At 71.7% G+C, this 24,569-nt stretch carries 26 protein-coding genes; 15 read left to right on the top strand and 11 right to left on the bottom strand.

What is annotated here, in order from left to right:
- Positions 1 to 256: 256 nt before the first annotated feature.
- Complete coding sequence (locus tag ACFY2K_RS34785) at positions 257 to 607, top strand: hypothetical protein (RefSeq protein ID WP_380644225.1); 351 nt, start codon at positions 257 to 259, stop codon at positions 605 to 607.
- Here ACFY2K_RS34785 and ACFY2K_RS34790 read toward each other — a convergent pair.
- On the bottom strand, positions 582 to 1,190 hold the full coding sequence (locus ACFY2K_RS34790) for a TetR/AcrR family transcriptional regulator (protein ID WP_375894738.1): 609 nt from the start codon (positions 1,188 to 1,190) through the stop codon (positions 582 to 584). The genes ACFY2K_RS34785 and ACFY2K_RS34790 overlap by 26 nt on opposite strands.
- A gap of 101 nt (positions 1,191 to 1,291) precedes the next feature.
- Between ACFY2K_RS34790 and ACFY2K_RS34795 the strand changes: the two genes are divergently transcribed.
- On the top strand, positions 1,292 to 2,488 hold the full coding sequence (locus tag ACFY2K_RS34795; RefSeq protein ID WP_380531792.1) for a macrolide family glycosyltransferase: 1,197 nt from the start codon (positions 1,292 to 1,294) through the stop codon (positions 2,486 to 2,488).
- A 128-nt stretch (positions 2,489 to 2,616) separates the two neighbouring features.
- Positions 2,617 to 4,194 (top strand): histidine ammonia-lyase, encoded by a 1,578-nt coding sequence (gene hutH, locus ACFY2K_RS34800; protein WP_380531800.1) that lies wholly within the window; start codon positions 2,617 to 2,619, stop codon positions 4,192 to 4,194.
- 28 nt (positions 4,195 to 4,222) lie between these two features.
- On the opposite strand, the gene ACFY2K_RS34805 is transcribed toward hutH, so the two are convergent.
- Positions 4,223 to 4,657 (bottom strand): hypothetical protein, encoded by a 435-nt coding sequence (locus ACFY2K_RS34805; RefSeq protein ID WP_375894744.1) that lies wholly within the window; start codon positions 4,655 to 4,657, stop codon positions 4,223 to 4,225.
- A gap of 251 nt (positions 4,658 to 4,908) precedes the next feature.
- On the opposite strand from ACFY2K_RS34805, the gene ACFY2K_RS34810 reads away from it, so the two are divergent.
- The 6 genes from ACFY2K_RS34810 to hutI all read left to right on the top strand — a co-directional run bounded on the left by ACFY2K_RS34810 (position 4,909) and on the right by hutI (position 11,789).
- Positions 4,909 to 5,778: a MurR/RpiR family transcriptional regulator gene (locus tag ACFY2K_RS34810; RefSeq protein ID WP_360239715.1), complete on the top strand. Its 870-nt coding sequence runs from the start codon at positions 4,909 to 4,911 to the stop codon at positions 5,776 to 5,778.
- A gap of 89 nt (positions 5,779 to 5,867) precedes the next feature.
- Positions 5,868 to 6,188, top strand: coding sequence for a hypothetical protein (locus tag ACFY2K_RS34815; protein ID WP_375894747.1), 321 nt, complete (start codon positions 5,868 to 5,870; stop codon positions 6,186 to 6,188).
- Positions 6,189 to 6,361: 173 nt separating this feature from the next.
- Positions 6,362 to 8,032, top strand: coding sequence for a urocanate hydratase (hutU, locus tag ACFY2K_RS34820; RefSeq protein ID WP_375894749.1), 1,671 nt, complete (start codon positions 6,362 to 6,364; stop codon positions 8,030 to 8,032).
- 17 nt (positions 8,033 to 8,049) lie between these two features.
- Complete coding sequence (locus tag ACFY2K_RS34825) at positions 8,050 to 9,231, top strand: allantoate amidohydrolase (protein ID WP_375894818.1); 1,182 nt, start codon at positions 8,050 to 8,052, stop codon at positions 9,229 to 9,231.
- Positions 9,222 to 10,583, top strand: a complete 1,362-nt coding sequence (locus ACFY2K_RS34830) for a formimidoylglutamate deiminase (protein WP_387716628.1) — start codon at positions 9,222 to 9,224, stop codon at positions 10,581 to 10,583. The genes ACFY2K_RS34825 and ACFY2K_RS34830 overlap by 10 nt, the downstream gene beginning before the upstream one ends.
- A 30-nt stretch (positions 10,584 to 10,613) precedes the next feature.
- Positions 10,614 to 11,789: an imidazolonepropionase gene (gene hutI, locus ACFY2K_RS34835; RefSeq protein WP_380531784.1), complete on the top strand. Its 1,176-nt coding sequence runs from the start codon at positions 10,614 to 10,616 to the stop codon at positions 11,787 to 11,789.
- Between the two features lie 52 nt (positions 11,790 to 11,841).
- Here hutI and ACFY2K_RS34840 read toward each other — a convergent pair whose 3' ends face one another.
- Both ACFY2K_RS34840 and ACFY2K_RS34845 read right to left on the bottom strand, forming a co-directional pair.
- Positions 11,842 to 12,024, bottom strand: coding sequence for a DUF397 domain-containing protein (locus ACFY2K_RS34840; RefSeq protein ID WP_380531781.1), 183 nt, complete (start codon positions 12,022 to 12,024; stop codon positions 11,842 to 11,844).
- Complete coding sequence (locus ACFY2K_RS34845; protein ID WP_380531779.1) at positions 12,017 to 12,883, bottom strand: helix-turn-helix domain-containing protein; 867 nt, start codon at positions 12,881 to 12,883, stop codon at positions 12,017 to 12,019. Before ACFY2K_RS34845 ends, ACFY2K_RS34840 begins: the two co-directional genes overlap by 8 nt.
- Before the next feature lie 295 nt (positions 12,884 to 13,178).
- Between ACFY2K_RS34845 and ACFY2K_RS34850 the strand changes: the two genes are divergently transcribed.
- Both ACFY2K_RS34850 and ACFY2K_RS34855 read left to right on the top strand, forming a co-directional pair.
- Positions 13,179 to 13,553: an ATP-binding protein gene (locus tag ACFY2K_RS34850; RefSeq protein ID WP_380531776.1), complete on the top strand. Its 375-nt coding sequence runs from the start codon at positions 13,179 to 13,181 to the stop codon at positions 13,551 to 13,553.
- Positions 13,550 to 13,801 carry a hypothetical protein gene (locus ACFY2K_RS34855; RefSeq protein WP_380531774.1) on the top strand — a complete coding sequence of 84 codons (252 nt, stop codon included), beginning with the start codon at positions 13,550 to 13,552 and terminating at the stop codon, positions 13,799 to 13,801. Before ACFY2K_RS34850 ends, ACFY2K_RS34855 begins: the two co-directional genes overlap by 4 nt.
- A gap of 162 nt (positions 13,802 to 13,963) precedes the next feature.
- Here ACFY2K_RS34855 and ACFY2K_RS34860 read toward each other — a convergent pair whose 3' ends face one another.
- The 5 genes from ACFY2K_RS34860 to ACFY2K_RS34880 all read right to left on the bottom strand — a co-directional run bounded on the left by ACFY2K_RS34860 (position 13,964) and on the right by ACFY2K_RS34880 (position 16,971).
- Complete coding sequence (locus tag ACFY2K_RS34860; protein ID WP_380525633.1) at positions 13,964 to 14,638, bottom strand: rhomboid family intramembrane serine protease; 675 nt, start codon at positions 14,636 to 14,638, stop codon at positions 13,964 to 13,966.
- Between the two features lie 225 nt (positions 14,639 to 14,863).
- A complete protein-coding gene (locus tag ACFY2K_RS34865; protein ID WP_380525634.1) occupies positions 14,864 to 15,334 on the bottom strand; it encodes an NUDIX domain-containing protein in 471 nt (156 codons plus the stop codon).
- A 32-nt stretch (positions 15,335 to 15,366) separates the two neighbouring features.
- Positions 15,367 to 16,215, bottom strand: coding sequence for a helix-turn-helix domain-containing protein (locus tag ACFY2K_RS34870; protein WP_380525635.1), 849 nt, complete (start codon positions 16,213 to 16,215; stop codon positions 15,367 to 15,369).
- Between the two features lie 14 nt (positions 16,216 to 16,229).
- Positions 16,230 to 16,745: a DUF6879 family protein gene (locus ACFY2K_RS34875; protein ID WP_380525636.1), complete on the bottom strand. Its 516-nt coding sequence runs from the start codon at positions 16,743 to 16,745 to the stop codon at positions 16,230 to 16,232.
- Complete coding sequence (locus ACFY2K_RS34880; protein ID WP_380525637.1) at positions 16,717 to 16,971, bottom strand: hypothetical protein; 255 nt, start codon at positions 16,969 to 16,971, stop codon at positions 16,717 to 16,719. The genes ACFY2K_RS34875 and ACFY2K_RS34880 overlap by 29 nt, the downstream gene beginning before the upstream one ends.
- A gap of 216 nt (positions 16,972 to 17,187) precedes the next feature.
- Between ACFY2K_RS34880 and ACFY2K_RS34885 the strand changes: the two genes are divergently transcribed.
- The 3 genes from ACFY2K_RS34885 to ACFY2K_RS34895 all read left to right on the top strand — a co-directional run bounded on the left by ACFY2K_RS34885 (position 17,188) and on the right by ACFY2K_RS34895 (position 19,817).
- Entirely contained in the window at positions 17,188 to 17,331 is a 144-nt protein-coding gene (locus ACFY2K_RS34885; RefSeq protein WP_380593244.1) for a hypothetical protein, read from the top strand.
- Positions 17,328 to 18,512, top strand: a complete 1,185-nt coding sequence (locus ACFY2K_RS34890) for a methyltransferase domain-containing protein (RefSeq protein ID WP_380525639.1) — start codon at positions 17,328 to 17,330, stop codon at positions 18,510 to 18,512. Before ACFY2K_RS34885 ends, ACFY2K_RS34890 begins: the two co-directional genes overlap by 4 nt.
- Before the next feature lie 258 nt (positions 18,513 to 18,770).
- Complete coding sequence (locus tag ACFY2K_RS34895; RefSeq protein ID WP_380525640.1) at positions 18,771 to 19,817, top strand: hypothetical protein; 1,047 nt, start codon at positions 18,771 to 18,773, stop codon at positions 19,815 to 19,817.
- A 65-nt stretch (positions 19,818 to 19,882) separates the two neighbouring features.
- On the opposite strand, the gene ACFY2K_RS34900 is transcribed toward ACFY2K_RS34895, so the two are convergent.
- Both ACFY2K_RS34900 and ACFY2K_RS34905 read right to left on the bottom strand, forming a co-directional pair.
- Positions 19,883 to 21,898, bottom strand: coding sequence for a prolyl oligopeptidase family serine peptidase (locus tag ACFY2K_RS34900; protein ID WP_387716633.1), 2,016 nt, complete (start codon positions 21,896 to 21,898; stop codon positions 19,883 to 19,885).
- Positions 21,899 to 22,030: 132 nt separating this feature from the next.
- Positions 22,031 to 23,554, bottom strand: coding sequence for a peptide MFS transporter (locus tag ACFY2K_RS34905; RefSeq protein WP_380593242.1), 1,524 nt, complete (start codon positions 23,552 to 23,554; stop codon positions 22,031 to 22,033).
- Between the two features lie 330 nt (positions 23,555 to 23,884).
- Between ACFY2K_RS34905 and ACFY2K_RS34910 the strand changes: the two genes are divergently transcribed.
- Positions 23,885 to 24,559, top strand: coding sequence for a response regulator transcription factor (locus ACFY2K_RS34910; RefSeq protein WP_030290974.1), 675 nt, complete (start codon positions 23,885 to 23,887; stop codon positions 24,557 to 24,559).
- The last annotated feature ends 10 nt before the right edge of the window (positions 24,560 to 24,569 follow it).

Here is a 24,569-nt window from a genome sequence, read left to right on the forward strand (position 1 = left end):
GTGGGCGGTCTGAAAATCACCCGTTACGCCGCTCTCCGCACCCACCCCCTCCACCGCCCCCTCCCGCAGCGCGTCCCTCTCGCCTTGGGCGGGTGAGGGGGAGGGGGGTGGGTGCTGTCGGTGGGGTGGTGCGGGTGGGGATGTGCCGGTTCGGTGACCGGGGTGTTGTGGGTGGGTTGCAGGCCGGGGGGTGGGGTGCCGGGGCGGGGTGGGGTGGTGGGAGGGTGGCGGGGGTTGAACGGGAGTGGGGGCGGCGGTGGGCGGACGGCTGGTGGGTGCGGCGGTGGCCGGGGTGCTGGTGTTCGGGGGCGGGGTGGCGGTGGCCGGTCCGGCTTCGGCGGTGCCGGTGGTGCGGCCGACGGCGTCGGCGTCGGCGGGGGTGGGGGGAACGGGTCCCGGGCGGGTGCACTCGGTGCGGACCGGGTTGAGGGCGCACCAGATCACCGAGCACTCGGCCGTTGCGCGGCACAAGCGCAAGGCCCGGCGCAGTGTGGTCGGCCGGGCGCTCGACGCGCTGTTCGGCTGGTTCGCGCTCGCCGTGCTGGGGGTGCTGCTGGTCGTGGTGCTGCTGGTGTACGCGCTCAGGCGTCGGCGGCAGGCGGGTTGAGGGCCCGTAGGGCGGCGTCGACCAGGCGGTCGGCGTGCTCGTGGGTGAGCGGGCCGATCCGGTACTGCCAGCGGTAGTAGATCGGGCCGTAGAGCAGTTCGACGGCGAGGTCGAGGTCGGCGTCGGGGGCGAGTTGGCCGGCCTCGCGGGCGGTGCGCAGGCGGTCGCGGGTGACCTCCAGCAGCGGGTCCAGCAGCCGGGTGCGGTACTCGGTGTGCAGCGCCGGGTCGTTGAGGATCTCGGCGATGATGGCGCGGTAGGTGCGGTCGGTGCCCGGGTCGGTGAGTTCGTCGCAGGTGGGGCGTAGGACGGCGCGCAGGTCGGCGGCGAGGTCGCCGGTGTCGGGGAGCGCCAGGCCGCCCTCGTGCTGGTTGGCGGCGAGGAAGGCGTCGAAGACGACGGCCCCCTTCGAGGGCCACCACCGGTAGATGGTCTGCTTGCCGACGCCGGCCCGGGCGGCGATCGCCTCGATGGTCAGCTTGCCGTAGCCGATCTCGGCGATGAGTTCGGTGGTGGCGGCGAGGACGGCGGCGCGGGAGCGCTCGCTGCGGCGGGCGGGGTCGGGGGCGGTTCTGGAGGCCATGGGAAAAGTCTATGCGAAATGGCTAGACGAGACGTATCGTCTTGTCCTGCCCGATAGCGAGACGGTCCGTCTCGTCTCATTCGCCGTTCCCGGAGGTCCTCATGACCCGCCCCCGCCCCGCACACATCCTGATGGTCTCCGTCCCGGCGCACGGGCACGTCAACCCCGGCCTCGCGGTGATCGCCGAACTGGTCGCCCGGGGCCACCGGGTCAGCTACGTCAACGACCCGTCCTTCCGGGAGGTCGTCGAGTCCACCGGCGCGGCGTTCGTCCCCTATCCGAGTGCGCTGCCGCTCGCCGACGACCCGGCCGGCTGGCCGGCGGACCCGGTGGCGATCCAGGACGTGTTCCTGGACGACGCGCTGTCGATGTGGTCCGTACTGCTGGAGGAGTTCGAGGGCGATCGGCCCGACCTGGTGCTCTACGACATCGCGGGCTTCGCCGGGCGGGCGCTCGGTGAGCGGCTGGGCGTGCCGGTGGTGCAGCTGTCCTCCAGCTTCGTCGGCTGGGACGGCGTGGAGGAGGACCTGGCCGAGGTCTTCGAGGCGATCCGCAACGGCCCCGGCGGTTCCGAGCACTACCGCCGGTTCGGGGCGTGGCTGGCCGGGGCCGGCGCGGTGGAGCACGACGTGGAGGCCTTCAAGAACCGCCCGGAGCGGTGTGTCGCGCTCGTCCCGCGCGCGCTCCAGCCCCATGCGGACCGGGTCGACGGGCGCCGGTTCGACTTCGTCGGCCCCTGCTTCGGCGACCGCTCCCACCAGGGGCGGTGGGAGCGCCCGGCGGACGCCGAGAAGGTGCTGCTGGTCTCGCTGGGCTCGGCCTTCACCGATCGGCCGGCCTTCTACCGGGCCTGCGTCGAGGCCTTCGGCGACCTGCCGGGCTGGCACGTCGTGCTCCAGGTCGGCAAGCACACCGACCTGGCGGAACTGGGGGACGTGCCGGACACCGTGGAGGTGCACCGGTGGGTGCCGCAGCTGTCGGTGCTCGCCCAGGCGGACGCCTTCGTCACCCACGCGGGGATGGGCGGCTCCAGTGAGGGGCTGTTCCATGCCGTGCCGATGATCGCGGTGCCGCAGGCCGTCGACCAGTTCGCCAACGCGGACGCGCTGGTGGGGCTCGGTGTCGCCCGTCGGCTGGATACGGAGGCGGCCACCGCGGCGGCGCTGCGGGGCGCGTTGCTGGAGCTGGTCGGGGACCCGGCGGTGGGGGAGCGGCTGGCGGTGCTGGCCGCCGCGGGTCGGGCCGAGGGCGGTACGGCGCGGGCGGTGGACCTGATCGAGGCCGAGTTGAAGGGGTAGGGCGGGCGGGGGTGCCCCCGGGCGTGCGGTCGGGATCCGGGCGGCGGAGAATCCGCACAGCGGAGAATCCGGATGGCGAGCAGCTGTTGTCATATCTTCATTCACCTGGTGTGATTGTGTATATGGATATGCACAGTGCTGTGGCCCCCGACGCTCCGCTGGTCCAGGTCGGCAAGGCCGACGTCAGTGCGGAGGACGTACTGGCCGTCGCCCGGGGCAACGCCCGGGTCGAGATCGGCCCCGACGCGCTCGCCGAGATGGCGGCCGCCCGCGCCCGGATCGACGCCCTCGCGGCCGAACCGCGCCCCGTCTACGGCGTGTCGACCGGCTTCGGCGCCCTCGCCGTCCGGCACATCAGCCCCGAGCTGCGCGCCCAGCTGCAGCGCTCGCTGGTGCGTTCGCACGCCGCCGGGATGGGCCCGGCCGTCGAGCGCGAGGTGGTCCGCGCGCTGATGTTCCTGCGGATGAAGACGCTGGCGTCCGGCCGTACCGGCGTCCGGCCGCTGGTCGCCCAGACCATGGCCGCCCTGCTGAACGCGGGCATCACCCCGGTCGTGCGCGAGTTCGGCTCGCTCGGCTGCTCCGGCGACCTCGCTCCGCTGTCGCACTGCGCCCTGGTGTTGATGGGCGAGGGCACCGCCACCGGCCCGGACGGCGAGGAGAAGCCGGTCGCCGAACTGCTCGCCGCCGCCGGGATCGAGCCGGTCGAGCTGCTGGAGAAGGAGGGCCTGGCCCTCATCAACGGCACCGACGGCATGCTCGGCATGCTGGTGATGGCCATCGCCGACCTCCAGCGGCTCTTCACCACCGCCGACATCACCGCCGCGATGAGCCTGGAGGCGCTGCTCGGCACCGACAAGGTGCTCGCCCCCGAGCTGCACGCCCCGATCCGCCCGCACCCGGGCCAGGCGCTCAGCGCCGCCAACATGCTCGCCGTGCTCAAGGACTCCGGCCTCACCGGCCACCACCAGGACGACGCGCCGCGCGTCCAGGACGCCTACTCGATCCGCTGCGCCCCGCAGGTCGCCGGGGCCGGCCGGGACACCCTGGCGCACGCCCAGCTGGTCGCCTCGCGCGAGCTCGCCGCCTCGGTGGACAACCCGGTGGTGCTGCCGGACGGCCGGGTGGAGTCCAACGGCAACTTCCACGGCGCACCGGTCGCCTACGTGCTGGACTTCCTCGCCATCGCCGCCGCCGACCTCGGCTCGATCTCCGAGCGCCGCACCGACCGGCTGCTCGACAAGGCCCGCTCGCACGGCCTGCCGGCCTTCCTGGCCGACGACCCCGGCGTGGACTCCGGCCTGATGATCGCCCAGTACACCCAGGCGGCGCTGGTCAGCGAGAACAAGCGGCTCGCCGTCCCGGCCTCGGTCGACTCGATCCCGTCCTCCGCGATGCAGGAGGACCACGTGTCGATGGGCTGGTCGGCCGCCCGCAAGCTGCGCCAGGCCGTCGACAACCTCGGCCGGATCCTCGCCGTCGAGCTGACCGCCTCGGCCCGCGCGCTGGAGATCCGTCAGCAGGCCGACACGGCCGGCCGGATCGCCCCGGCCACCGCGGCCGCGATGGCCGCCGCCCGCGAGGCGGGGGTCGGCGGGGCGGGCCGGGACCGCTTCCTCTCGCCGGACCTGGAGGCCGCCGCCGCGCTGGTCGCCTCCGGGGACCTGGTGCGGGCGGTGGAGCGGGTCACCGGGCCGCTGGCCTGAGTTGGCAGCCGTGCGGGACGGCTGGGGCTCAGTCCCAGTCGTTCCGCGACCGGCGGTCGTTCCGCTCGTCGCGGTCGCGGCGGTTGCCCAGCGCGGCGGCGAAGTTGACCCCGACGATGCCCGCCCAGCAGGCCAGCAGTCCGGCGAAGCCGCCGCCGGCCGGGTTGCTCGCGATCGCGGTCAGCGGGATGCCCAGGGCCAGCGAGACCACCGCGAGCTTGTTGCCGGACCGGTTGGAGGACCAGCCGCGGTGGGGTCGGCCGTGGTGCCGGTCCCGGTGGTGGGACGGCTCGTAGTCGTCCAGCCGCGCGGCCACCGAGCGCTCCACCCGGGCGTCCAGGCGGGCGTCGAGGCGCTTCATGAAGGAGTCGAGGAGCTCGTCCTCGTAGTCCTTGCCGAGTTCCTTGCGGGCCTGGAGGGTGGCGTCGAGGTCGCGCCGCAGTTCGTCCTGGCGAGTGTCCATGCCAGTAGCGTGGCGCCACCGCCGGGCCCGGTCCATCCGTTCGCGGGGGGAATCCGGGCGGGCTCAGGGAGAAATCAGGGTTACCCCGAGGCCGCACCCGGAACGTCCGCTCTTCGGTGCCGTCCGTCCGGGACGACGTCCGAACCGTGGGACGTCTCATGAAGCGTCCCGTCGTACGAGACGTCTTTGCCAGCGGCGGCACTCTGCTGCACAGTCGTCGTCCGAACCGCACGCATCCGGAGGTACCGCTGATGACCGCCACCGACGAGGCCGGCACCGTCGGTCCCTCCGCCCGGCTGCTCCAGCTGTTCGAGGGCCACCGGCTGACCCCCACCCAGCGGCGGATCGCCCACTCACTGGTCCGGCACGCCAACGAGGCCCCGTTCCTGTCCAGCGTCGAGGTCGCCGAACTCGCCGGGGTCAGCCAGCCCTCCGTCACCCGCTTCGCCGTCGCCCTCGGGTACGACGGCTACCCGGCCCTGCGCAAGCAGCTGCGCGAACTCGGCGCCGGCGAGCCCGCCGCGCCCGAGACCCCGGACGACGCGGTGCGCAACGAGCACCAGCAGGCCGTCCTCGCCGAGATCGCCCACCTGCGCCACCTCGCCGAGCTGCTCGCCGACCCCGAACCGATCACCCGGGCCGCCCGGCTGCTCGCCGCCTCCCGCCCGCTGCCGGTGCTCGGCCTGCGGGCCGCCTCGGCCCAGGCGCGCGGCTTCGCGTACTTCGCGGCCAAGGTGCACCCGGACATCCGGCTGCTGGACGAGGGCGGCAGCATGCTCGCCGACCGGCTGGAACAGGCCACCGCGGCGGGGGCCACCGCGCTGCTCTGCTTCGCGCTGCCGCGCTACCCGCGGGAGTTGATGGACGCCCTGGTGGTCGCCCGGGACTGCGGGCTGACCGTGCTCACCGTCGCGGACAGCGCCTTCTCACCGGTCGCCAAGCTCTCCGACCTGATGCTGCCGGCCGCCGTCGGCACCGGGCTGGTCTTCGACACCGCCTGCGCGCCGATGATGCTCGGCCGGGTGCTGCTGCAGAGCATGTGCGACGAACTCCCGGGAGCGGAGGCCAGGTTGGAGGCGATCGAGCAGTCCGCGGCGGCCCGGGGCCTGTTCCTGGAGTAGGAACCTTTGGAGTAGGAGTAGCCCGGAACAACGGCCGAAGGACTACTCGTCACGAAGCCGGGCATCCCCTAGTGCAGGGGGTGCCGCCCATGCGCGTGATCCACGAGATGAAGTTCGTCGCCCGCCTGGCCTCGGGTGCCGACGAATGGTCCTGCCCCGCCTGCGGACGCCGCGTCACCCTGCGGCGCCTGCCCGAACCCGAACTGACCGTCCACGACCCGGGCGACGAGTCCGCCGTGCACGTCGGCGTCATCGAACCCGACGCCCGCGCCACCGCCGCCGCCGAGAAGTACGGCCTCGGCCCCGTCCAGAACATCCCCCGCCCGCCCACGCCGCCCGCCCCCGACGCCGCCGACCGCCGCTGGCTCGCCGAGATCGGCATCGACTGGGACGGCGACGCCGCGGCCTGAGGCCGCCCGCTCCAGCCCGTACCGGCCCGTGCCGGGCGGGCCCTTCGGCGTGCCCGGGGGCGGGTTCGGGCCACGGCTGTTCCGATGGAGCCAGGGTCTGGTCGAAAGCCGGTTGTCTAGTTATATTCAGTCGAGCAGAACTTGAATGAATCCATCCGCAGGGAGGCCGGGACATGGTGCAGCAGCAGGCGAGCGGGCCGCGCGAGGTGCGTGCGGCGCGCGGGACGGGGCTCACGACGCAGGGGTGGCAGCAGGAGGCTGCCCTGCGGATGCTCATGAACAACCTCGACCCCGAGGTGGCCGAGCACCCGTCGAAGCTGGTGGTGTACGGCGGCACCGGCAAGGCCGCGCGGGACTGGCGCTCCTTCGACGCCATGGTGAGGACGCTGCAGGGGCTCAAGCAGGACGAGACCATGCTGGTCCAGTCCGGGCGGCCGGTCGGCGTCATGCAGACCCACGAGTGGGCGCCGCGCGTGCTCATCGCCAACTCCAACCTGGTCGGCGACTGGGCGAACTGGGAGGAGTTCCGCCGGCTGGAGAGCCTCGGGCTCACCATGTACGGCCAGATGACCGCCGGCTCCTGGATCTACATCGGCACCCAGGGCATCCTCCAGGGCACCTACGAGACCTTCGCCGCCGTCGCCAACAAGCGCTTCAACGGCAGCCTGGAAGGCACCATCACCCTCACCGCCGGCCTCGGCGGGATGGGTGGCGCCCAGCCGCTGGCCGTCACCATGAACGGCGGCGTGGCGATCTGCATCGACTGCGACCCGTCCCGGATCTCCCGCCGGATCGAGCACCGCTACCTGGACGTCGAGGCCAAGGACCTGGGCCACGCGCTGGAGCTCGCCACCGCCGCCCGCGACAAGAAGCAGCCGCTCTCCATCGGCCTGCTGGGCAACGCCGCCGAGCTCTTCCCGCAGCTGCTCGCGATGGACGCCCCGATCGACATCGTCACCGACCAGACCAGCGCCCACGACCCGCTGAGCTACCTGCCGGTCGGCGTCGCCTTCGACGACATGGCCGACTACGCGGCCGCCAAGCCCGCCGAGTTCACCCAGCGCTCGCGCGAGTCGATGGCCGCCCACGTCGAGGCCATGGTCGGCTTCCTGGACCGCGGCGCCGAGGTCTTCGACTACGGCAACTCGATCCGCGGCGAGGCCCAGCTGGCCGGCTACGACCGCGCCTTCGCCTTCCCCGGCTTCGTCCCGGCGTACATCCGCCCGCTGTTCTGCGAGGGCAAGGGCCCGTTCCGCTGGGCCGCGCTCTCCGGCGACCCGCAGGACATCCACAAGACCGACAAGGCCGTCCTCGACCTCTTCCCGGAGAACGAGTCGCTGGCCCGCTGGATCAAGCTGGCCCAGGAGAAGGTGCACTTCCAGGGCCTGCCCGCGCGCATCTGTTGGCTCGGCTACGGCGAGCGCGACAAGGCCGGCGAGCGCTTCAACGACATGGTGGCCTCCGGCGAGCTGTCCGCGCCGATCGTGATCGGCCGCGACCACCTGGACTGCGGTTCGGTGGCCTCCCCGTACCGCGAGACCGAGGCGATGCTGGACGGCTCGGACGCGATCGCCGACTGGCCGCTGCTCAACGCCATGGTCAACGTCGCCTCGGGCGCCTCCTGGGTGTCCATCCACCACGGCGGCGGCGTCGGCATCGGCCGCTCGATCCACGCCGGCCAGGTCACCGTGGCCGACGGTACGGCGCTCGCGGGCGAGAAGATCCGCCGGGTCCTCACCAACGACCCGGGCATGGGCGTCATCCGGCACGTGGACGCCGGCTACGACCGGGCCGTCGAGGTCGCCGACGAGCGGGGCGTGCGCGTTCCGATGGGTGAGCTGTGACCTCTACGTTCAACGAGATGTGGGCGGAGCTGCTCCCCGTGGGCCGCTCCGCCGCCTCCGGCGGCTACCGCCGCTTCGCCTGGAACTCCGCCGACGCCGAGTGCCGCGCCTGGTTCGAGCAGCAGGCCCGCGACCGCGGCCTGACGTACGAGCTGGACCGCAACGGCAACCAGTGGGCCTGGCTGGGCGACCCGCACGGCCAGGGCGCGGTCGTCACCGGCTCGCACCTGGACTCCGTCCCGGACGGCGGCGCCTACGACGGCCCGCTCGGGGTGGTCTCCTCCTTCGCCGCGCTGGACGAACTGCGCGCCAGGGGAGCGGAGTTCACCAAGCCACTGGCGATCGTCAACTTCGGTGACGAGGAGGGCGCCCGGTTCGGCGTGGCCTGCATCGGCTCCCGGCTGACCGCCGGGCTGCTGTCCCGCAGGGCCGCGTACGAGCTGCGCGACGCCGACGGCCTGCGCCTGCCCGATGCGATGGAGAAGGCCGGCTACGACCCGACCGCGATCGGCGCGGACGAGGAACGGCTGTCCCGGATCGGCGCCTTCGTCGAACTCCACGTCGAGCAGGGCCGCTACCTCACCGAGGAGCAGCCGGTCGGCGTGGCCGGGGCGATCTGGCCGCACGGCCGCTGGCGCTTCGACTTCCACGGCGAGGCCAACCACGCGGGCACCACCCGGATCGAGGACCGCCGCGACCCGATGCTGACGTACGCCAACACCGTGCTCGCCGCCCGCAAGAAGGCGAAGCTGGCGGGCGCGCTGGCCACCTTCGGCAAGGTCGCGGTGGAGCCCAACGGCACCAACGCGATCGCCTCGCTGGTGCGCGGCTGGCTGGACTCCCGGGCCGCCGACGAGCGGACGCTGACCGAGCTGGTCGCCGAGATCGAGCGGGCGGCCGCCGAGCGCGGTGAGCGCGACGGCGTCCGGGTCGAGCTGACCCGCGAGTCGTACACCCCCGTGGTGGACTTCGACGGCCCGCTGCGCGACCGGCTCGCCAAGCTGCTCGAAGCCCCGGTGCTGCCCACCGGCGCGGGACACGACGCCGGGATCCTGGCGTCCGCGATCCCGACCGCCATGCTGTTCGTGCGCAACCCCACCGGGGTCTCGCACTCCCCGGCCGAGCACGCCGAGGAGGCCGACTGCCTGGCCGGGGTCTCCGCCCTCGCCGACGTACTGGAGGACCTGGCGTGTCAGTGACCCCTTCGGTCAGCTACTGGGCGGAGCACGCCTGGCTGCCGCACCACAACGGGCCGGTGGTCGAGCCGGACGTGCTGATCGTGGTCGGCGCCGACGGGCGGATCGCTCGGGTGGAGCCGGACAGCGGGCCCTGCCCGCCCGGCGCCGTCCGGCTCGACGGACTGCTGCTGCCCGGCCAGGCGAATTCCCACTCGCACGCCTTCCACCGGGCGCTGCGCGGGCACGTCCAGGTCGGCTCCGGGACCTTCTGGACCTGGCGCGACACCATGTACCGGTTCGCCGGGGCGCTCGACCCGGACAGCTACCTGGCGCTCGCCACCGCGGTCTACGCCGAGATGGCGCTCGCCGGGATCAGTGCCGTCGGCGAGTTCCACTACCTGCACCACGCGCCCGGCGGCGCCCGCTACACCGACCCGAACGCGATGGGCGAGGCGCTGATCGAGGCGGCCGCCCGGGCCGGCATCCGGATCACCCTGCTGGACACCTGCTACCTGTCCTCCGGCTTCGGGGCCGAGCCGACCCACCCGCAGCTGCGGTTCAGCGACGGCGACGCCGAGGCCTGGGCCGCCCGCGCGGACGCGCTCAAGCCGCGCGAACACGCCCGGATCGGCGCCGCCATTCACTCCGTCCGGGCCGTCCCGGCCGAGCAGTTGGGCACCGTCGCGCACTGGTCGGCGATGCGCAAGGCGCCGCTGCACGTCCACCTGTCCGAGCAGACCGCCGAGAACGACGCCTGCCTCGCCGCGCACGGCGTCACCCCGACCCGGCTGCTCGCCGACCACGGCGCGCTCGGCCCGCGCACCTCGGCCGTGCACGCCACCCACCTCACCGACGAGGACGTCAAGCTCCTCGCGGACTCGGGGACCACCGTCTGCATGTGCCCCACCACCGAGCGGGACCTCGCCGACGGCATCGGCCCGGCCCGCCGGCTCGCCTCGGCGGGCAGCCCGATCTCCCTGGGCAGCGACAGCCACGCGGTCATCGACCCGTGGGAGGAGGCCCGGGCGCTGGAGCTGGACGAGCGGCTGCGGACGCGGACGCGCGGCCACTGGACGGCAAACGGGCTGCTGCGGGCGGGCGGCGAGGACGGTCACGCCTCGCTCGGCTGGCCCGAGGCGGGGAGGATCGAGGCCGGGGCGCTCGCCGACTTCACGGCGATCGCGCTGGACTCGGTGCGGACGGCCGGGCCGCCTGCGCGGCTGGGCGCCGAGATCGCGGTGTTCGCGGCCTCGGCGGCGGACGTCCGGCACCTGGTGGTCGGCGGACGGCACGTCGTCCGGGACGGCGTGCACCAGCTGGTGGCCGACGTGCCGGGGGCGCTGCGGGCCGCCATCGGCGCGCTGGACTACTGACACTTTCAACTCGTATCGGAAGGCGCTGTCTTGAGCACCAGGACCACCTTGATCACGGGCATCGGCAGCCTGGTCACCAACGACCCCGGGCAGGGCGGCGGGCCGCTCGGCCTGCTGGCGGATGCTGCCGTGGTCGTCGAGGGTGACCGCGTTGCCTGGGTCGGCCCGGCCGCCCAGGCCCCGGCGGCGGACGAGCGCTTCGACGCCGAAGGCCGGGCCCTGCTGCCCGGCTTCGTCGACTCGCACGCCCACCTGGTGTTCGCGGGGGACCGCACCGCCGAGTTCAACGCCCGGATGTCCGGGCAGGCGTACTCGGCGGGCGGCATCCGGACGACGGTGGCGGCCACGCGGGCCGCTTCGGACGCCGAACTGGACGCCAACCTGGCCGGGTTCGTCCGGGAGGCGCTGCGGCAGGGGACCACGACCATCGAGTGCAAGTCCGGCTACGGGCTGACGGTCGAGGACGAGGCTCGGGCCCTGCGGATCGCTGCGCGGCACACGCCGGAGACGACGTACCTGGGCGCGCACATCGTGGCGCCCGAGTACGCCGAGGACCCGGCGGGGTACGTCGAGCTGGTCACGGGGGAGATGCTCGTCGCCTGTGCGCCGCACGCCCGTTGGGTGGACGTGTTCTGCGAGAAGGGCGCCTTCGACGGCGACCAGGCGCGGGCGGTGCTCACGGCGGGGATCGAGCGCGGGCTCACGCCTCGGGTGCACGCCAACCAGCTCACGTACGGGCCTGGTGTTCAGCTCGCGGTGGAGCTGGGGGCCGCGTCGGCTGATCACTGCACCCACCTGACCGATGAGGATGTCGCGGCGCTGGCGGGATCGGCGACGGTCGCGACCCTGCTGCCCGGGGCGGAGTTCTCCACGCGGGCCGAGTACCCGAGCGGGCGGCGGCTGTTGGACGCGGGGGCGGTGGTGGCGCTGTCCACGGACTGCAACCCGGGGTCGAGTTTTACGAGTTCGATGGCGTTCTGTATTGCCGTGGCGGTGCGGGAGATGGGGATGACCCCGGACGAGGCGGTCTGGGCCGCCACGGCCGGTGGGGCGCATGCCCTGCGGCGTACGGACGTGGGGACGGTAGCGGTCGGCTCGCGGGCCGACCTGCTGCTGCTCGATGCGCCCTCACACGTCCACCTGGCCTACCGCCCGGGCGTGCCGCTGACGGCGGCCGTCTGGCGCGCGGGAGTTCGCGAGGTCTAGGGGACTTGGACGGCCCCCGCGCCCCCGGGGTGGCGGGCGCGGGGGCTCCTTGCTAGTCGAACTCGCCTGCTTTGACGCCCTGGAGGAAGACAGCGAGGTTGAGGCGGGTGGTGCGGATGATGACGTCGCCTTCATCGGACTCGCGGAGTTCGACCAGCCCGTCTATGAAGCGCACCTCGACGCACTCATCGTTCGAGCCGGAGTAGCTGGACTTCTGCCACACGGAGCTATTCACGCTTGCTTTCCATTTCCTTCTTGATGGTTCCGATGAAGTCTCGGGACTCCTCCTCAGAGAGCGCGGCGGAGTCGAATCGCGCGAGCAGGGATCGGAACCTTGCCATGTGAGCTGGAGCGTCAAGGATGTGGATACCGAGACCGGTATCCACCTGGGCTCCATCAAGTTCGGGAACCGGCCCCTCCGCGTATGTGAAGTTCTCGCTGGAGCTTGGCATTGCGCCGATCTCGAACGGAACGACGCGAACCGAGATGGTCGGTTGCCTGGAGTCTTCGATGAGGGCGCCGAGTTGCTCGGAGAGAACTGCCGGTCCACTGAACCGCATGCGTAGCGCGGCTTCGTGGATGAACGCGGAATAGGGTGTCGCGCCGGACCGGATGAGGCGCTGCCGCTGCATTCGGAACGCTGTCCTGAGGTCGATCTCATGACGCGGCAGCGGCGGGAAGGTTTGCGCGAATACGGCAGCGGCGTACGGGCCGGTCTGGAGTTGACCCGGAACGAAAGCCATCGTGTAGGCGGTGAGCCTTCGCGCCTGGCCCTCGAACTCCGCGACATCAACGAAGTCTGCGGAGAGGGTTCCGCGATACTCCTCCCACCAACCTGGCTTCTCGCGCTCCGTGATGATGCTGGAGAGAGCTTCGATCAAGGGCTCGTTGACGCACATGCATGTTGCGGCGATCGTGCGCAGGCGTTCCATGCTGATGCCGATCTTGCCAGCCTCCATCTGCGTCACCTGCGCGGGACTCATGCCGACGAGGCGGCCGAGCTCGCTGCCGCCGAAGCCGGCCTGCTCGCGCATCCGTCGCAGCTCTGCGCCGAGCCGTCGCTGACGGAGCGTCGGGTTCGGGCGTGCAGCCATGGCTTCCTTCCGGGGGTGGGGTCATCCCAGTCTGCCGCGCGCCTTGCCAGTCGGTCCATCCGAGGTGGCCGGTAACACGATAGGGGGAAGATCTGGGATTGGGGTAAAACTTGACCTGGTCCTGGGCTATCGTCATTCTCAGCTCGATCCGACGGATCGTCAGTAATGCCTGCATCAAGGGCAGTAGGCGCCTGCTGCCCTCCGCGCGCCGCAGAGCAGCCGCCGCCCCGGCCTGGCTCACGGCGACGTATCCGCCGTCACCCCTCTCCCACACCACAGCCTCCCGGAGGTTCCCGTGTGCACCCGTAACACCCCCTCTCCCTCCCTCGTCCTCGCGCTCGCCCGGCAGGCCCTGCGGGACGCCCTGGCCCACAGCGGCTGGAACCCGGACACCATCCACGACGCCGAACTCGCCCTCACCGAGCTCATCGTCAACGCCTGGCGGCACGGTGGCACCCCCGCGCCCGTCGTCTGGTTCTCCCTCCTCGGCCCCACCCTCCACGTCTCCGTCGCCGACGAGAGCGACGCCCTTCCGCAGCCCCGTACCCCCACCCACCTCGCCGAGACCGGCCGCGGCCTCCAGCTGGTCGAGGGCCTCACCCACCGCTGGGGCGTCGACCCCCAGAAGCACGGCAAGACCACCTGGTACGAGCTGGACGCGGCCTCGTGACCCGCGACCCCGTCGCCCCCGACGACCCCCGCATGCGCGACTACACCGAGCCCCAGATCACCACCCTCCTCGGCGAGTTGCACCGACGTGGCCTCCCCCACGGCCTCCTCTGGGGCTCCGCCGCCCCCGGCGAGACCACCCTCGACGGCCGCATCCTCATCGACTTCGGCAACGCGCCCGTCAGCACCCTCCTCAACCTCCTCCACCTCCTCCGCGACCTGGAGCGCGACGAGGCCTGGCACCGGTGAGATTCTTCGTCGGCGCGATCCTCCTCGCTCTCCTCGCCCTCGCCATCACCACCGTCGCCCTCGGCGCCATCGCCACCCTCAGGATGCGACCGCCCGAGGACGACGACTGAAACGCGCGAAGGCCCCCGCCTGGGAAGGCGAGGGCCTCGCGGGCACCGCGTTCTAGGCGGCAGCCGAGCGCGCGAGTGGGCGCCCGGGTCGGGGTACGAGGGCGAGGCCGAGCAGGCAGCCTGCCGCCAGGCCCGCGCCGTGGTTGTTCTGCAGGAGGCACAGCAGCGTTCCCGCGGCGGGGATGAGGAGCACGTACCAGGTGTCCCGGAGCGGCCGGCGCGGCGGGTTCGCGCCCAGCAGGCAGCTGACGGCCAGGGCGCCCAGCAGGGCGCAGACGGCCACCGAGTCGCCGCCGCCCTGGGTCGACCAGCCGGCCAGGCTGACCACGTGCGCCAGGACGCCGCCGACGAGGAAGATCACCAGGGTGCGCCACCACCCGAGCGCGGCCTCGGTGACGGCGCCGACCACGAGCAGGGCCGGCAGGTTGATCACGATCTGCATGATGCCCGAGGACTGCACCAGGAGTGCGCTCCCGGCCCGCCACCACTGCCCGTCCGACAAAGCGCCCGGTTGCCGCATCAGGTCGCCGACGACGGAGGGCACCGCGTACTGGACCACGGCCATCACCGCCATCACCGCGAACAGCGCGAGCGTGACCCAAGGGCGCCGCGCCAACGCCGCGCGGACCACGGCCAGTACTTCCCCCGGCCCGGCGCCGCCACCCGCGGGGCCACCGGTCCCGGAGCCGCTCGCCGGCCCGGCCAGCACCAGTGTCCGCACTCCCACGCTGACCACCACAGCGGCGCTCGCGTACAACCCGATTTCATGCGGCGACATTGCCTACCCCCGTGAGAACACCTCGGGGCAGCTCGCCCCGTCAACGTGGCCCATCCTGGCAATCGGGTGCCGCCGCGCACCAGGCCCGATGATCACCAGCCACCCATGACAGCCGTCACAACATGCAAGATCAGCGAGCCGGGACGACTGCCGGCGCCATGGATCGGCATTGCGTCAGCCGAGATACGGGAGAGGCCTGCGCTCCAGGAAGTGCTGGAGCCGGAGGCGTTGAGTGTGGTGCATCGGCAACCCCTCGATGTTGCTCGGGGCGACGAACCGAAGGTCGGTGGACTCGTCCGAGATCCGAAGCTCTCCGCCCGTGATGCGGGCGGTGAAGCAGACATTGAACTGCTGCCGGACCTCGCCGTCCGAGTAGGCGATCACGTGTCGGGGGTCGGTGTACGTGCCGACGAGCCCGGTGATCTCGACATCGAGGCCGGTCTCCTCGCGAACCTCCCGGACGGCCGTGCCCGGCAGCGACTCGCCGAGATCCATCGTCCCGCCCGGCAGCGCGTACAGGCCGTTGTCAGTGCGTCGCTGGAGCAGGATGCGCCCTTCGGGATCCGTCACCACTGCGGACGCTGCCACAACCAGCCGGTTGGGCGTGGGGGCGTCGGGGTCGTTGTAGTACTCGGTCCGTGCCACGGATCAGCTCTCCTTCTCTGTGCATCGACGTATCAATCCAGGCAGGCCAAAGCGCCAGCGACGAGGGAACGTGCCGTGGCGCCGCGCGCGGCCCCCTGAGAGAGCAGATCAAAGGCGCGGGCATACAGGTCGACCTGGCTGGGTTCCGTGAGCGTCGAGGCGGCGTCCAGAGTGTCCGCGTGGACCCTGGCAGCATCGAAGATCGTGAAGGTAGGCATGGGCCAAACGGTCCGCTGCGCCGCGAACGGGATGATGCCGACGGCGACGTTCGGAAGATCCATGACTCCGAGCAGGTGGCCCAGTTGTGCCGCCATGGCCTCGGCGCTGCACACGCGGTATCGCAGTACTGACTCCTCCAGTACGAAGGAGAACCGGCGTGCGCCATTGCTCAGTACCGTGTTGCGCTTCATGCGGGCTGCCACGGCGTCGTCCACGTCGTTAGGGGTTCCCCGGAAGTCCGCGATGGATGACAGCAGAGCAGCGGCGTATTTAGGCGTCTGGAGGAAACCGGGGATCACGTCGGAGACGTAGACGCGGAAGGCCCTGGTCTGTCGGTACAGGTCCCCGGTGGACTCTTGCAGGTGGCGGAGTCCACCTCGCTGGAGTTGCCGCCATCGCACGTAGGCGTCGGCGGACTGTCGGTTGGCGGCGAGCAGGTCAGGGACTTGACCGTCGGCGGCACAGGCTCGGCACCAGGCCCTGATGTCGGCGTCGGAAGGAGGTGTCTTCGCGTTCTCGACCCGGGACGACTTCGATTCCGACCAGCCGCACCTGGCGGCCAGCTCCCGCCCGCTGATACCCGCATCCTTCCGGATCTCGCTCAGCCGACTGGCAAGGGCCTCGCGAGCCTTCTGAACGCTTGAAGAGGGGTGCGCGGGCATGGAGCTGGCCTGCGTCAGATCTCGTACTGGTGATGTGGGACGGCTCGTTCCCAGACCGCTTCGAACGCGGAGGCGCACAGCTCCACGGTCTCTGGGTCTGCCGTGATCTCGTCCTCGACCACCGCGCCGTCGCCGGAGAAGTGGTGCACCCGGAGCAGCGCGCCATCGAACAGCCAGAAGTCGTTTCCCGGCAAGGGAATGCTCGTGGCCTGCCGCCGTGGCAGCCAGCGGACGTCCTCGCCCGCCGTGACGTTCGCGTGGGTGACGTAGTGCTCCCACCGGATGTACTCGGACACGGGCTCGGACACGACCCGAGCCCGACGGATGACCACGCCCCGGGCCACGGTGTCCGCGATCAGCTGGTCATAGGGATGCCACCAGGACTCGCGCTCCTCCCAGTCGATCCGCTCACCGCGCTGCCACGCCTCGAACCGTTCCGTCGGGGCGTAGGAGTCCCGGAGTTCCAGATGGAAGGCAGACCGCTGGCATTGCTCAAGCAGTTCAGCGAAGTTGGGCACGCTCGATGACATCACACGCCTCCCTGATCATGGGCACCATTCGGGCCGGAAGCCTGACGATGGACTCATCATCGGGTACCGGCCCGTTCGCGGGGCTGCTCCCTTCGCATTCCGCCTGAACCCGGGGGCGAGGGTTCCACCCCTGGAAGAGGATCTCTTGAGCTTCCGGGTCCACCCACACGGTGGGGCAGTGGTCCCGGTCGGTGTTGGGGTCGATGCCAACGAACTCCACGGCCATGGCCGGCTCCCTGGTCTAGGTGCTTGCTCGGGCTTGCACAAGCTTGTCCGGCCAGCTGATACGCAGTCAATGCCGTTATCTGATGCGGTAATTGGCGTGCAAGGTCGTGCAAGTTCATAGAGGCCGGCACGTCGCCGTCCGTAGTGTCTCCTGTGCCGGTAAGGCAGATGGCAGAGGGATTCACCTCGGTCGGATCGATAGCGGAAGGGGTAGAACATGGGCAAGCGCGGTGGCGGGTCCGGCGACGGCAAGGGTGGCGGGCAGCAGGACGACAGCAACAAGGGCGCCGGGCACGGTGGCGGAGGGTCCGACGAGGGCGGCAACACCTCCGACGGATCGTCCCCGGCGGGCGGCAAGTGACCAGCGAATCGCAGAAGGAGGCGAGCCCCCAGGGGCTCGCCTCCGCGCTGGTGGCCGGCGGCGCGCTCTCCTCGGACTGGCTTCCCTCCTTCCGGGCCGTACCCCGCCAGCTGTTCGTCCCGGATCGCATCTGGCCGGGCATCGCGGACGGCACTCAACAAAACCCCGTGGTGTACCGGTCGCAGGACCCCGAGGCATGGCGGCGGGCGGTCTACTCCGACATCCCGCTGACCACGCAGTGGGACGACGGGCAGCACCACGGAGACGGGCTCGGAACCACCCCGACGTCGTCCAACTCCATGCCCACGATGGTCTTCTCGATGCTCCAGGACCTCGACGTTCGCCCGGGCAACAGGGTGCTGGAGGTCGGCGCCGGCACCGGCTGGAACGCGGGCCTGCTGGCCCACCGCCTGGGCAGCCCCAACGTGGTGACCGTCGAGTACGACCCCGACGTGGCCCGGGGAGCCCGCGCGAACCTCGGCCTCGCCGGACTCGCACCGACCGTCGTCGAAGGCGACGGGCGGCAGGGCTGGCCGGACGGCGCCCCCTACGACCGGATCATCGCCACCTGCTCGCTGCTGGAGATCCCCGGGGCGTGGCTGGCCCAGTCCGCGCCCGGCGGGATCATCGTGGCGCCGTTCGGCACCGAGTACGGCGGCGAGCAGATCGTCCGGCTGACCGTGAACGAGGACGGCACCAGCGCCAGCGGCCGGTTCTCCCGGAGCTCCGCGTTCATGCGGCTGCGACAACAGCGCACCGACCGGCCGCCGTTCGAGGACTACCTCCGGGGGCAGGAGTGGCCAGGAGACGGGGTGAGGACCACCACGACCCTCGCCCCTCCCGACACCGGCGGGTGGTTCGAGCAGTTCGTGATCGGGTCGGCCGTCCCCGGCGCCTTCTGGCGGGCCGAGCGCTACGACGACGGCGACGGCGCGTACACGCTCTGGCTCTACAGCCGGGACACCCGGTCGTGGGCCTCCGTCGACTACGCGCGCGGCCGCACCGAGTACGAGGTGTACCAGTCCGGCCCCCGCCGCCTCTGGGACGAGGTGGAGGCCGCCTGGCGCTGGTGGGACGACCAGGGCCGCCCCGGCTTCGACCGGTTCGGCCTCACGGTCACCCCGGACGCCCACACCGTCTGGCTCGACTCCCCGGAGAACCCGGTACCGCTCCGTGACTGAGCCATTCCGTCGTTTCGCCCCGTCGAGCCGGCTCGGCTCGATGGGGCGGGGGCGGCGGGTGGGGGTGCCCCGGGCGTTAAGTCAGATGACCGATGTGGCGTGGCCTGCTGCGCTGGCAGCCTCTGGGGCGGGCCGTTCCGCGTCCGCCGGGGGCCACGCCCCGTGCGGGGGCGTCGGAGTCGGGCCGCACCACGTCGTCACCACTCCGGGGCCCGCGCGTCATCGCCGGGCTCGCGGGGCAGAAGGGCAGCAGCAGACATGACCGCACCACCCCGCACCCCACTGCACCGTCGCAGAGCCTCCGGGTTCGTCGCCGCGGTGACCGTCCTCCTCGCCGCGCTGGCCGCCGTCTTCGCGGGCACGGCCCCGGCCGGTGCGGTCACGCCCTGGCAGGAGACGAACCACAACGGCAGCACCCCCGACTCCCCGGCGATGGCGTTCTACGCGGGGAGCAACGTCGAGGTGATCCGGGGGCAGGACAACAACCTCTGGTTCAACGTCGACAACGGCGACTTCAACCACATCGGCGGCGTCACGTACGCCGCGCCGTCGATCACCGTGTTCCGCGGCGAGCTGTGGATCTGGCACACCGGCCAGAACGGCGACGTCTGGGGCCAGAACCTCGCCAACCCCGGTGAGTCCAACCACCGGCGCTGGTACTGGAACCGGCCCATCCAGTTCAGCACCCAGAACATCGGCGGTTCCGGTTCGGCCGGAAGTCCGACCCTGAGCCCGGCGGTCGCGGCCTCCCCGGACGTGCTGCACTTCATCGTGGTCGGCGCCAACGAGCGCATCTACCACGCGACCATGGGCGTGAACCGCAACTTCAGCCGCTGGACCGAACTGCCGGGCGGCGCCCGTACCGAGTCCGGGGTCGGCACCTCGACCTCGCCCGACAACCGGCTGACGGTCGTCCACCGCGGCACCGACAACCGGATCTACCGCCAGGGCCTGAACGTCCTGTACTGGCAGTGGGACAACAACTGGCAGCAGATCAGGAACACCTACACCAACGCCGCCCCGTCGGTCGCCTACAACTTCCACGACGGCCGGATGATCCTGGCCTGGCGCCAGGCCAGCTCCGGCCAGATCCTGGCCTCCGAGATCTCGACGACCTCCGCCGAGTCGACGACCCCCCAGGGCGTGCCCAACGGCAACAACGTCACCAGCCCGTCGGCCCCGCGCGTGGACACCGAGCCGGACGGCGTCGGCCTGACCATCCGGGGCGGCAACTTCCTCGACGTCCGGGGCAACTACTACCGGAACAACATCGTCTACAACATCCACAACTACTACCCCAACTGACGCTTCTCCCGAAGCCGTCCTGCTGCCCCCTCGGGTCTCCGCCCCCCGACCCGAGGGGGCGTCCGTCATTCCGCGCCCAACGAGCGCCGCAGGAAGCCGAGTTCGTGCCGGAGCAGGTCCTCCACCGTCGCTTCGTCGGTCGGCCGGTGTCCGGCGCCGCGCAGCGGCAGGACTTCGTGCGGGCGGCCGGCGGCGAGCAGCGCGGCAGAGAGCCGCAACGCGTGGACGGGGAAGACGTTGTCGTCGGCGAGGCCCTGGACCAGGAGGAGTGGGCGGCTGAGCTTCGGGGCCTCGGCGATCAGGTCGCAGGAGTCGTAGTGCCCGGGGTGCTCGTCCGGGTGGCCGAGGAAGCGTTCCTGCCAGTGGGTGTCGTACAGCCGGTGGTCGGTGGGCGCGGCCCCGGCGGAGGCGGCGTGGAAGACGTCCGGGCGCCGCAGTACGGCGAGCGCCGCGAGGAAGCCGCCGTAGGACCAGCCGCGGATGGCGACCCGGCCGAGGTCGAGCAGCTCCGGCCGAAGCCGGGCGGTCTCGTGCAGGCCCTCGATCTGGTCCTCCAGCGCCGGCCCGGCCTTGTCGCCCCAGATGCTCTTCTCCCAGTGCGGCCCGCGCCCCGGGGTGCCGCGGCCGTCGACGACCAGCACCGCGAAGCCCTGGTCGGCGAACCACTGGGACACCTGCTCGTACCAGGCGCCGCCGGTGGTGACCTTCTGCATGGCGGGCCCCGCGTACGGGTCGAGCAGGACGGGCAGCGGCCCGTCGCCGGCCCGGTGGCCGGCGGGCAGGAAGAGGTGGGCGCGCAGTTCGCGCGGGCCGAGGCGGAGCGGTTCGGGGCGGGCGGTGACGACGGGGGGCTCGGCGTACGAGGTGAGGGGGAGGGGCGCACGGCCGTCGCGGAGGACGGTGGAGAGGCCGCCGTTGGTGAGCACCAGCGTGCCGCCGCGCCCGATGCCGCCGTGCACGCCGGGTCCGCTGCTCAACTGCCGTATGCCGGTGTCCGGTTCGTACGTCCACAGGTGGGTCTCGGTGGGTTCCGCGGAGGCGGTGAACAGCACCCGCTCGCCCTCCGTCCCGAGGACGCCCCGCAGTTGCAGCCCGGCCGGGGTGACGGGCTTGCCGTCGACGGTCAGGTGCCGGGTGTCCCCGTCGTCGGCGGTGTCGACCAGGGCCCCGCCCGCCGTGCGCACCGGCACCCCGGGCAGCAGCTCGACCCAGTGCGGGTCGGTCCGCTCGGCCAGCACCCGGGTCGCGCCGTCCGCCCCGACCGCCAGCGTGCGGACGGTGCGCTGGTCGCGGCTCTGCACGGCGGCGTACGGGCCGTGGTCGTCCCAGCCGGCGGCGGTCAGGTACTCGAAGGCGGCGCGGTCCCAGCGGACCTCCGTGCGGGTGCGGCGGCCGTCGAGGCCGAGCAGCCAGAGGGTGACCTCGGCGTTGGCGGTGCCGGCCAGCGGGTAGCGGACGGCGCGGGGGGAGCGCCCCGGGTCGGCGGGGTCCGCGAGGAACCACCGGGCGACGGCACGTTCGTCGACCCGGGCCGTGAGCAGCGCGGTGCCGTCGGGGGACCACCAGTACCCGCGGTCGCGGTACATCTCCCCGACGGCGACGTACTCGGCCAGGCCGTAGCTCACGTCCTCGGCCTCGGGTTCGGCCACGGCGCGGTCGTCCGTACCGTCCGTGGAGACCACCCGCAGGGCGCCGCCGCTGACGTAGGCGATCCGGCGGCCGGTCGGGTCGAGCCGCACCTCCCGCGGCGGGGCGGCGGTGGCGAGCGGGTGCGAAGAACCCGTGGCGGTGTCGGCCAGCCACAGTGTGCCGTCCAGCGCGAAGGCGGCGTACCGGCCGGTGGCGTCGGTGCTGTACGAGGCGATGCCGCCGGTGCTGCCGAGCGCGCTCGGGTCGATGACCAGTCGCTCCTCGCCGGTCGCGGTGTCCAGGGCCCAGAGGCAGTGGACCGGGTCGGCGCCGCCCCGGCTGCGCAGGAAGAGCACGGTGGCGCCGTCGGCGGTGGGCGCGGCCTGGGCGGGGGCCCCGAGCGTGAAGTGCCGGGTGCGGGCCAGTTGCCGGGGGAGGGAGTCGGTGGTCATGCCGGGGACCATAGGCACACTCGGTGCGGCCCCGTCGAGGCATTAAACCGGCCGGAAACGGCCGGGGCCGCCGCGGATCTCAGGAATCCACGGCGGCCCCGGGGCCTCAGCGGCCCGGCCTCAGGAGCGGCGTCAGCGGACGTCGCCCATGAGTGACTGGACGCGCTTGCGGTAGCTGTAGACCGCGAAGCCCGCGAGGCACGCGAGGGCGGCCTGCATGCCGATGATGCCGGTGCCGTCCAGGTTGACGCCGGCCAGCGACAGGAGGCTGGTGGTGCAGTCACCGGCGGTGACGGCGAGGAACCAGACGCCCATCATCTGGGAGGCGTACTTCTGCGGCGCCATCTTGGTGGTGACCGAGAGGCCGACCGGGGAGAGGCAGAGCTCGCCGATGGTCTGGATCATGTAGATCGAGACCAGCCACATCGGGGAGACCTTGGTGCCGTCGCCCGCCATGTTCATCGGGACGATGAAGATGAAGAACGAGGCGCCGATCAGGACCAGGCCCATCGCGAACTTCGTGATGGTGTTGGGCTCCTTGTTGCGGCGCGACAGCCACAGCCACAGCCAGGCGAAGACCGGCGCGAGCGCCATCACGAACAGCGGGTTCAGCGACTGGTACCAGGTGGACGAGAAGCCGAGGCCGAGGACCTTGTCCGCGGTGTTCTTGTCCGCGAACAGGGACAGGGTGGACCCGCCCTGGTCGTAGATCATCCAGAACGCGGCGGCCGCGACGAAGAACCAGATGTAGGCGGTCATCTTGGACTGCTCGCCGGCGTCCAGCTGCTTGTCGCGCTTGATGCGGACCAGCACGACGACCGGGATGGCCAGACCCGCGATGGTCAGCGGGACGAGGGCCCAGTTCAGGGTGTAGACACCGAGCGCGACGACGGCGGCGTAGAAGACGACGCCCGCCAGGATCACGGCGCCGGCCTTCATCAGCAGGCTCTTGCGCTCCGCGGCCTGCAGCGGGTTGGGGACGACGCTGCTCTTCGGGCTCAGGTGGCGGGTGCCCATGAGGAACTGGGTCAGGCCGAGGCCCATGCCGACCGCGGCGAGCGCGAAGCCCAGGTGCCAGTTGTACTCCTTGCCGACCGTTCCGATGATGAACGGGGCGGCGAAGGCGCCGAGGTTGATGCTCATGTAGAAGACGGTGAAACCGCCGTCGCGACGCGGGTCCTCGGGACCGTTGTACAGGTGGCCGACCATCGTGGAGATGTTGGCCTTGAGCAGCCCGGAGCCGACCGCGACCAGGAGCAGGCCGACGAAGAACGCCGCCTGGCCCGGGACGGCCAGTGCGAGGTGGCCCGCCATGATCACGAAACCGGCGACGGTGACGGTCTTGCGGGCGCCCCAGACCCGGTCGCCGAACCAGCCGCCCGGGTACGCCATGAGGTAGACCATGGAGACGTAGACGGAGTAGATGGCCGTGGCCATCGTCGCCTTCATCGCGAGGCCGCCGCCCTGGCTGCCGGCTGCCGCGTCGGCACCGCCGGAGACCAGGTAGTAGATCAGCAGGGCGCGCATGCCGTAGTAGGAGAACCGCTCCCACATCTCGGTCATGAACAGCGTGGCGAGGCCTCGGGGGTGCCCGAGGAAGGTCTTGCCGCTGGGGGAGGCCGACGCGAGGTCGGCGGCCCGGGTGGTAGACGCCATGTGTAGTCGTTCCTTGCCTGACAGCGTCCGCCTAGGGGGGTGGCGGCGGACGAGGACTTGAACCACTCTACGTGGCGATATTTGGCGTTATCAGATGACAAACATTGCGAATCGCTCTGCTTAATAACAAAGTTGGCAACAGATCTGCCCGATTGATCCATGGTAGACGGGCGTGTCTTCCTTCGGTTCAAAGATCCAAGCGGGGATTCTTCGCCGAACGGCCGGTCAGCGGCGCTCCGTTGGCCCCCGACGGTCCCTTCTATAACGATCACCGTCTGTGAACTACCTCACAGGGGGTACGGGCATACGCGGGACGACTACCATCACCACATGACCTGTGTGCTGCTCGCCGAGGACGATCCGGCGATCTCCGAACCTCTCGCCCGGGCCCTGCGACGCGAGGGCTATGAGGTGCTCGTCCGCGAGGACGGGCCGACCGCACTCGCCGCCGGCCTCACCGAGGAGGTCGACCTCGTCGTCCTCGACCTCGGCCTGCCCGAGATGGACGGCCTCGAGGTCTGCCGCCGCCTGCGCGCCGACGGCAAGAGCTGCCCCGTCCTGGTGCTCACCGCCCGCGCCGACGAGGTGGACACCGTGGTCGGCCTGGACGCCGGCGCCGACGACTACGTGACCAAGCCCTTCCGCCTGGCCGAGCTGCTCGCCCGCGTCCGGGCCCTGCTCCGGCGCGGCAACGTCGACCAGCTCACCACCGGCGCGCACGGGGTGAAGATCGACATCGAGTCCCACCGCGCCTGGCTCGGCGAGGAGGAGCTGACCCTCTCCGCCAAGGAGTTCGAGCTGCTGCGCGTCCTGGTCCGCGACGCCGGCCGGGTGGTCACCCGCGAGGAGATCATGCGGCAGGTCTGGGACACCACCTGGTGGACCTCGACCAAGACCCTGGACATGCACATCTCCTGGCTCCGCAAGAAGCTCGGCGACGACGCGGCGAACCCGCGCTACATCGCCACGGTGCGCGGGGTCGGCTTCCGGTTCGAGAAGAATTAGCCGCGTACGG

The organism is Kitasatospora sp. NPDC001309, assembly GCF_042896295.1.
Lineage (GTDB): Bacteria > Actinomycetota > Actinomycetes > Streptomycetales > Streptomycetaceae > Kitasatospora.

What these genes read in the sequence shown, in the direction of transcription:
- ACFY2K_RS34790 (WP_375894738.1), bottom strand. Translation starts at nt 1,190, where the DNA reads ATGGCCTCCAGAACCGCCCCCGACCCCGCCCGCCGCAGCGAGCGCTCC.
- ACFY2K_RS34795 (WP_380531792.1), top strand. Translation starts at nt 1,292, where the DNA reads ATGACCCGCCCCCGCCCCGCACACATCCTGATGGTCTCCGTCCCGGCG.
- hutH (WP_380531800.1), top strand. Translation starts at nt 2,617, where the DNA reads ATGCACAGTGCTGTGGCCCCCGACGCTCCGCTGGTCCAGGTCGGCAAG.
- ACFY2K_RS34805 (WP_375894744.1), bottom strand. Translation starts at nt 4,657, where the DNA reads ATGGACACTCGCCAGGACGAACTGCGGCGCGACCTCGACGCCACCCTC.
- ACFY2K_RS34810 (WP_360239715.1), top strand. Translation starts at nt 4,909, where the DNA reads ATGACCGCCACCGACGAGGCCGGCACCGTCGGTCCCTCCGCCCGGCTG.
- ACFY2K_RS34815 (WP_375894747.1), top strand. Translation starts at nt 5,868, where the DNA reads ATGCGCGTGATCCACGAGATGAAGTTCGTCGCCCGCCTGGCCTCGGGT.
- hutU (WP_375894749.1), top strand. Translation starts at nt 6,362, where the DNA reads ATGGTGCAGCAGCAGGCGAGCGGGCCGCGCGAGGTGCGTGCGGCGCGC.
- ACFY2K_RS34825 (WP_375894818.1), top strand. Translation starts at nt 8,050, where the DNA reads ATGTGGGCGGAGCTGCTCCCCGTGGGCCGCTCCGCCGCCTCCGGCGGC.
- ACFY2K_RS34845 (WP_380531779.1), bottom strand. Translation starts at nt 12,883, where the DNA reads ATGGCTGCACGCCCGAACCCGACGCTCCGTCAGCGACGGCTCGGCGCA.
- ACFY2K_RS34870 (WP_380525635.1), bottom strand. Translation starts at nt 16,215, where the DNA reads ATGCCCGCGCACCCCTCTTCAAGCGTTCAGAAGGCTCGCGAGGCCCTT.
- ACFY2K_RS34875 (WP_380525636.1), bottom strand. Translation starts at nt 16,745, where the DNA reads ATGTCATCGAGCGTGCCCAACTTCGCTGAACTGCTTGAGCAATGCCAG.
- ACFY2K_RS34880 (WP_380525637.1), bottom strand. Translation starts at nt 16,971, where the DNA reads ATGGCCGTGGAGTTCGTTGGCATCGACCCCAACACCGACCGGGACCAC.
- ACFY2K_RS34885 (WP_380593244.1), top strand. Translation starts at nt 17,188, where the DNA reads ATGGGCAAGCGCGGTGGCGGGTCCGGCGACGGCAAGGGTGGCGGGCAG.
- ACFY2K_RS34895 (WP_380525640.1), top strand. Translation starts at nt 18,771, where the DNA reads ATGACCGCACCACCCCGCACCCCACTGCACCGTCGCAGAGCCTCCGGG.
- ACFY2K_RS34900 (WP_387716633.1), bottom strand. Translation starts at nt 21,898, where the DNA reads ATGACCACCGACTCCCTCCCCCGGCAACTGGCCCGCACCCGGCACTTC.
- ACFY2K_RS34905 (WP_380593242.1), bottom strand. Translation starts at nt 23,554, where the DNA reads ATGGCGTCTACCACCCGGGCCGCCGACCTCGCGTCGGCCTCCCCCAGC.
- ACFY2K_RS34910 (WP_030290974.1), top strand. Translation starts at nt 23,885, where the DNA reads ATGACCTGTGTGCTGCTCGCCGAGGACGATCCGGCGATCTCCGAACCT.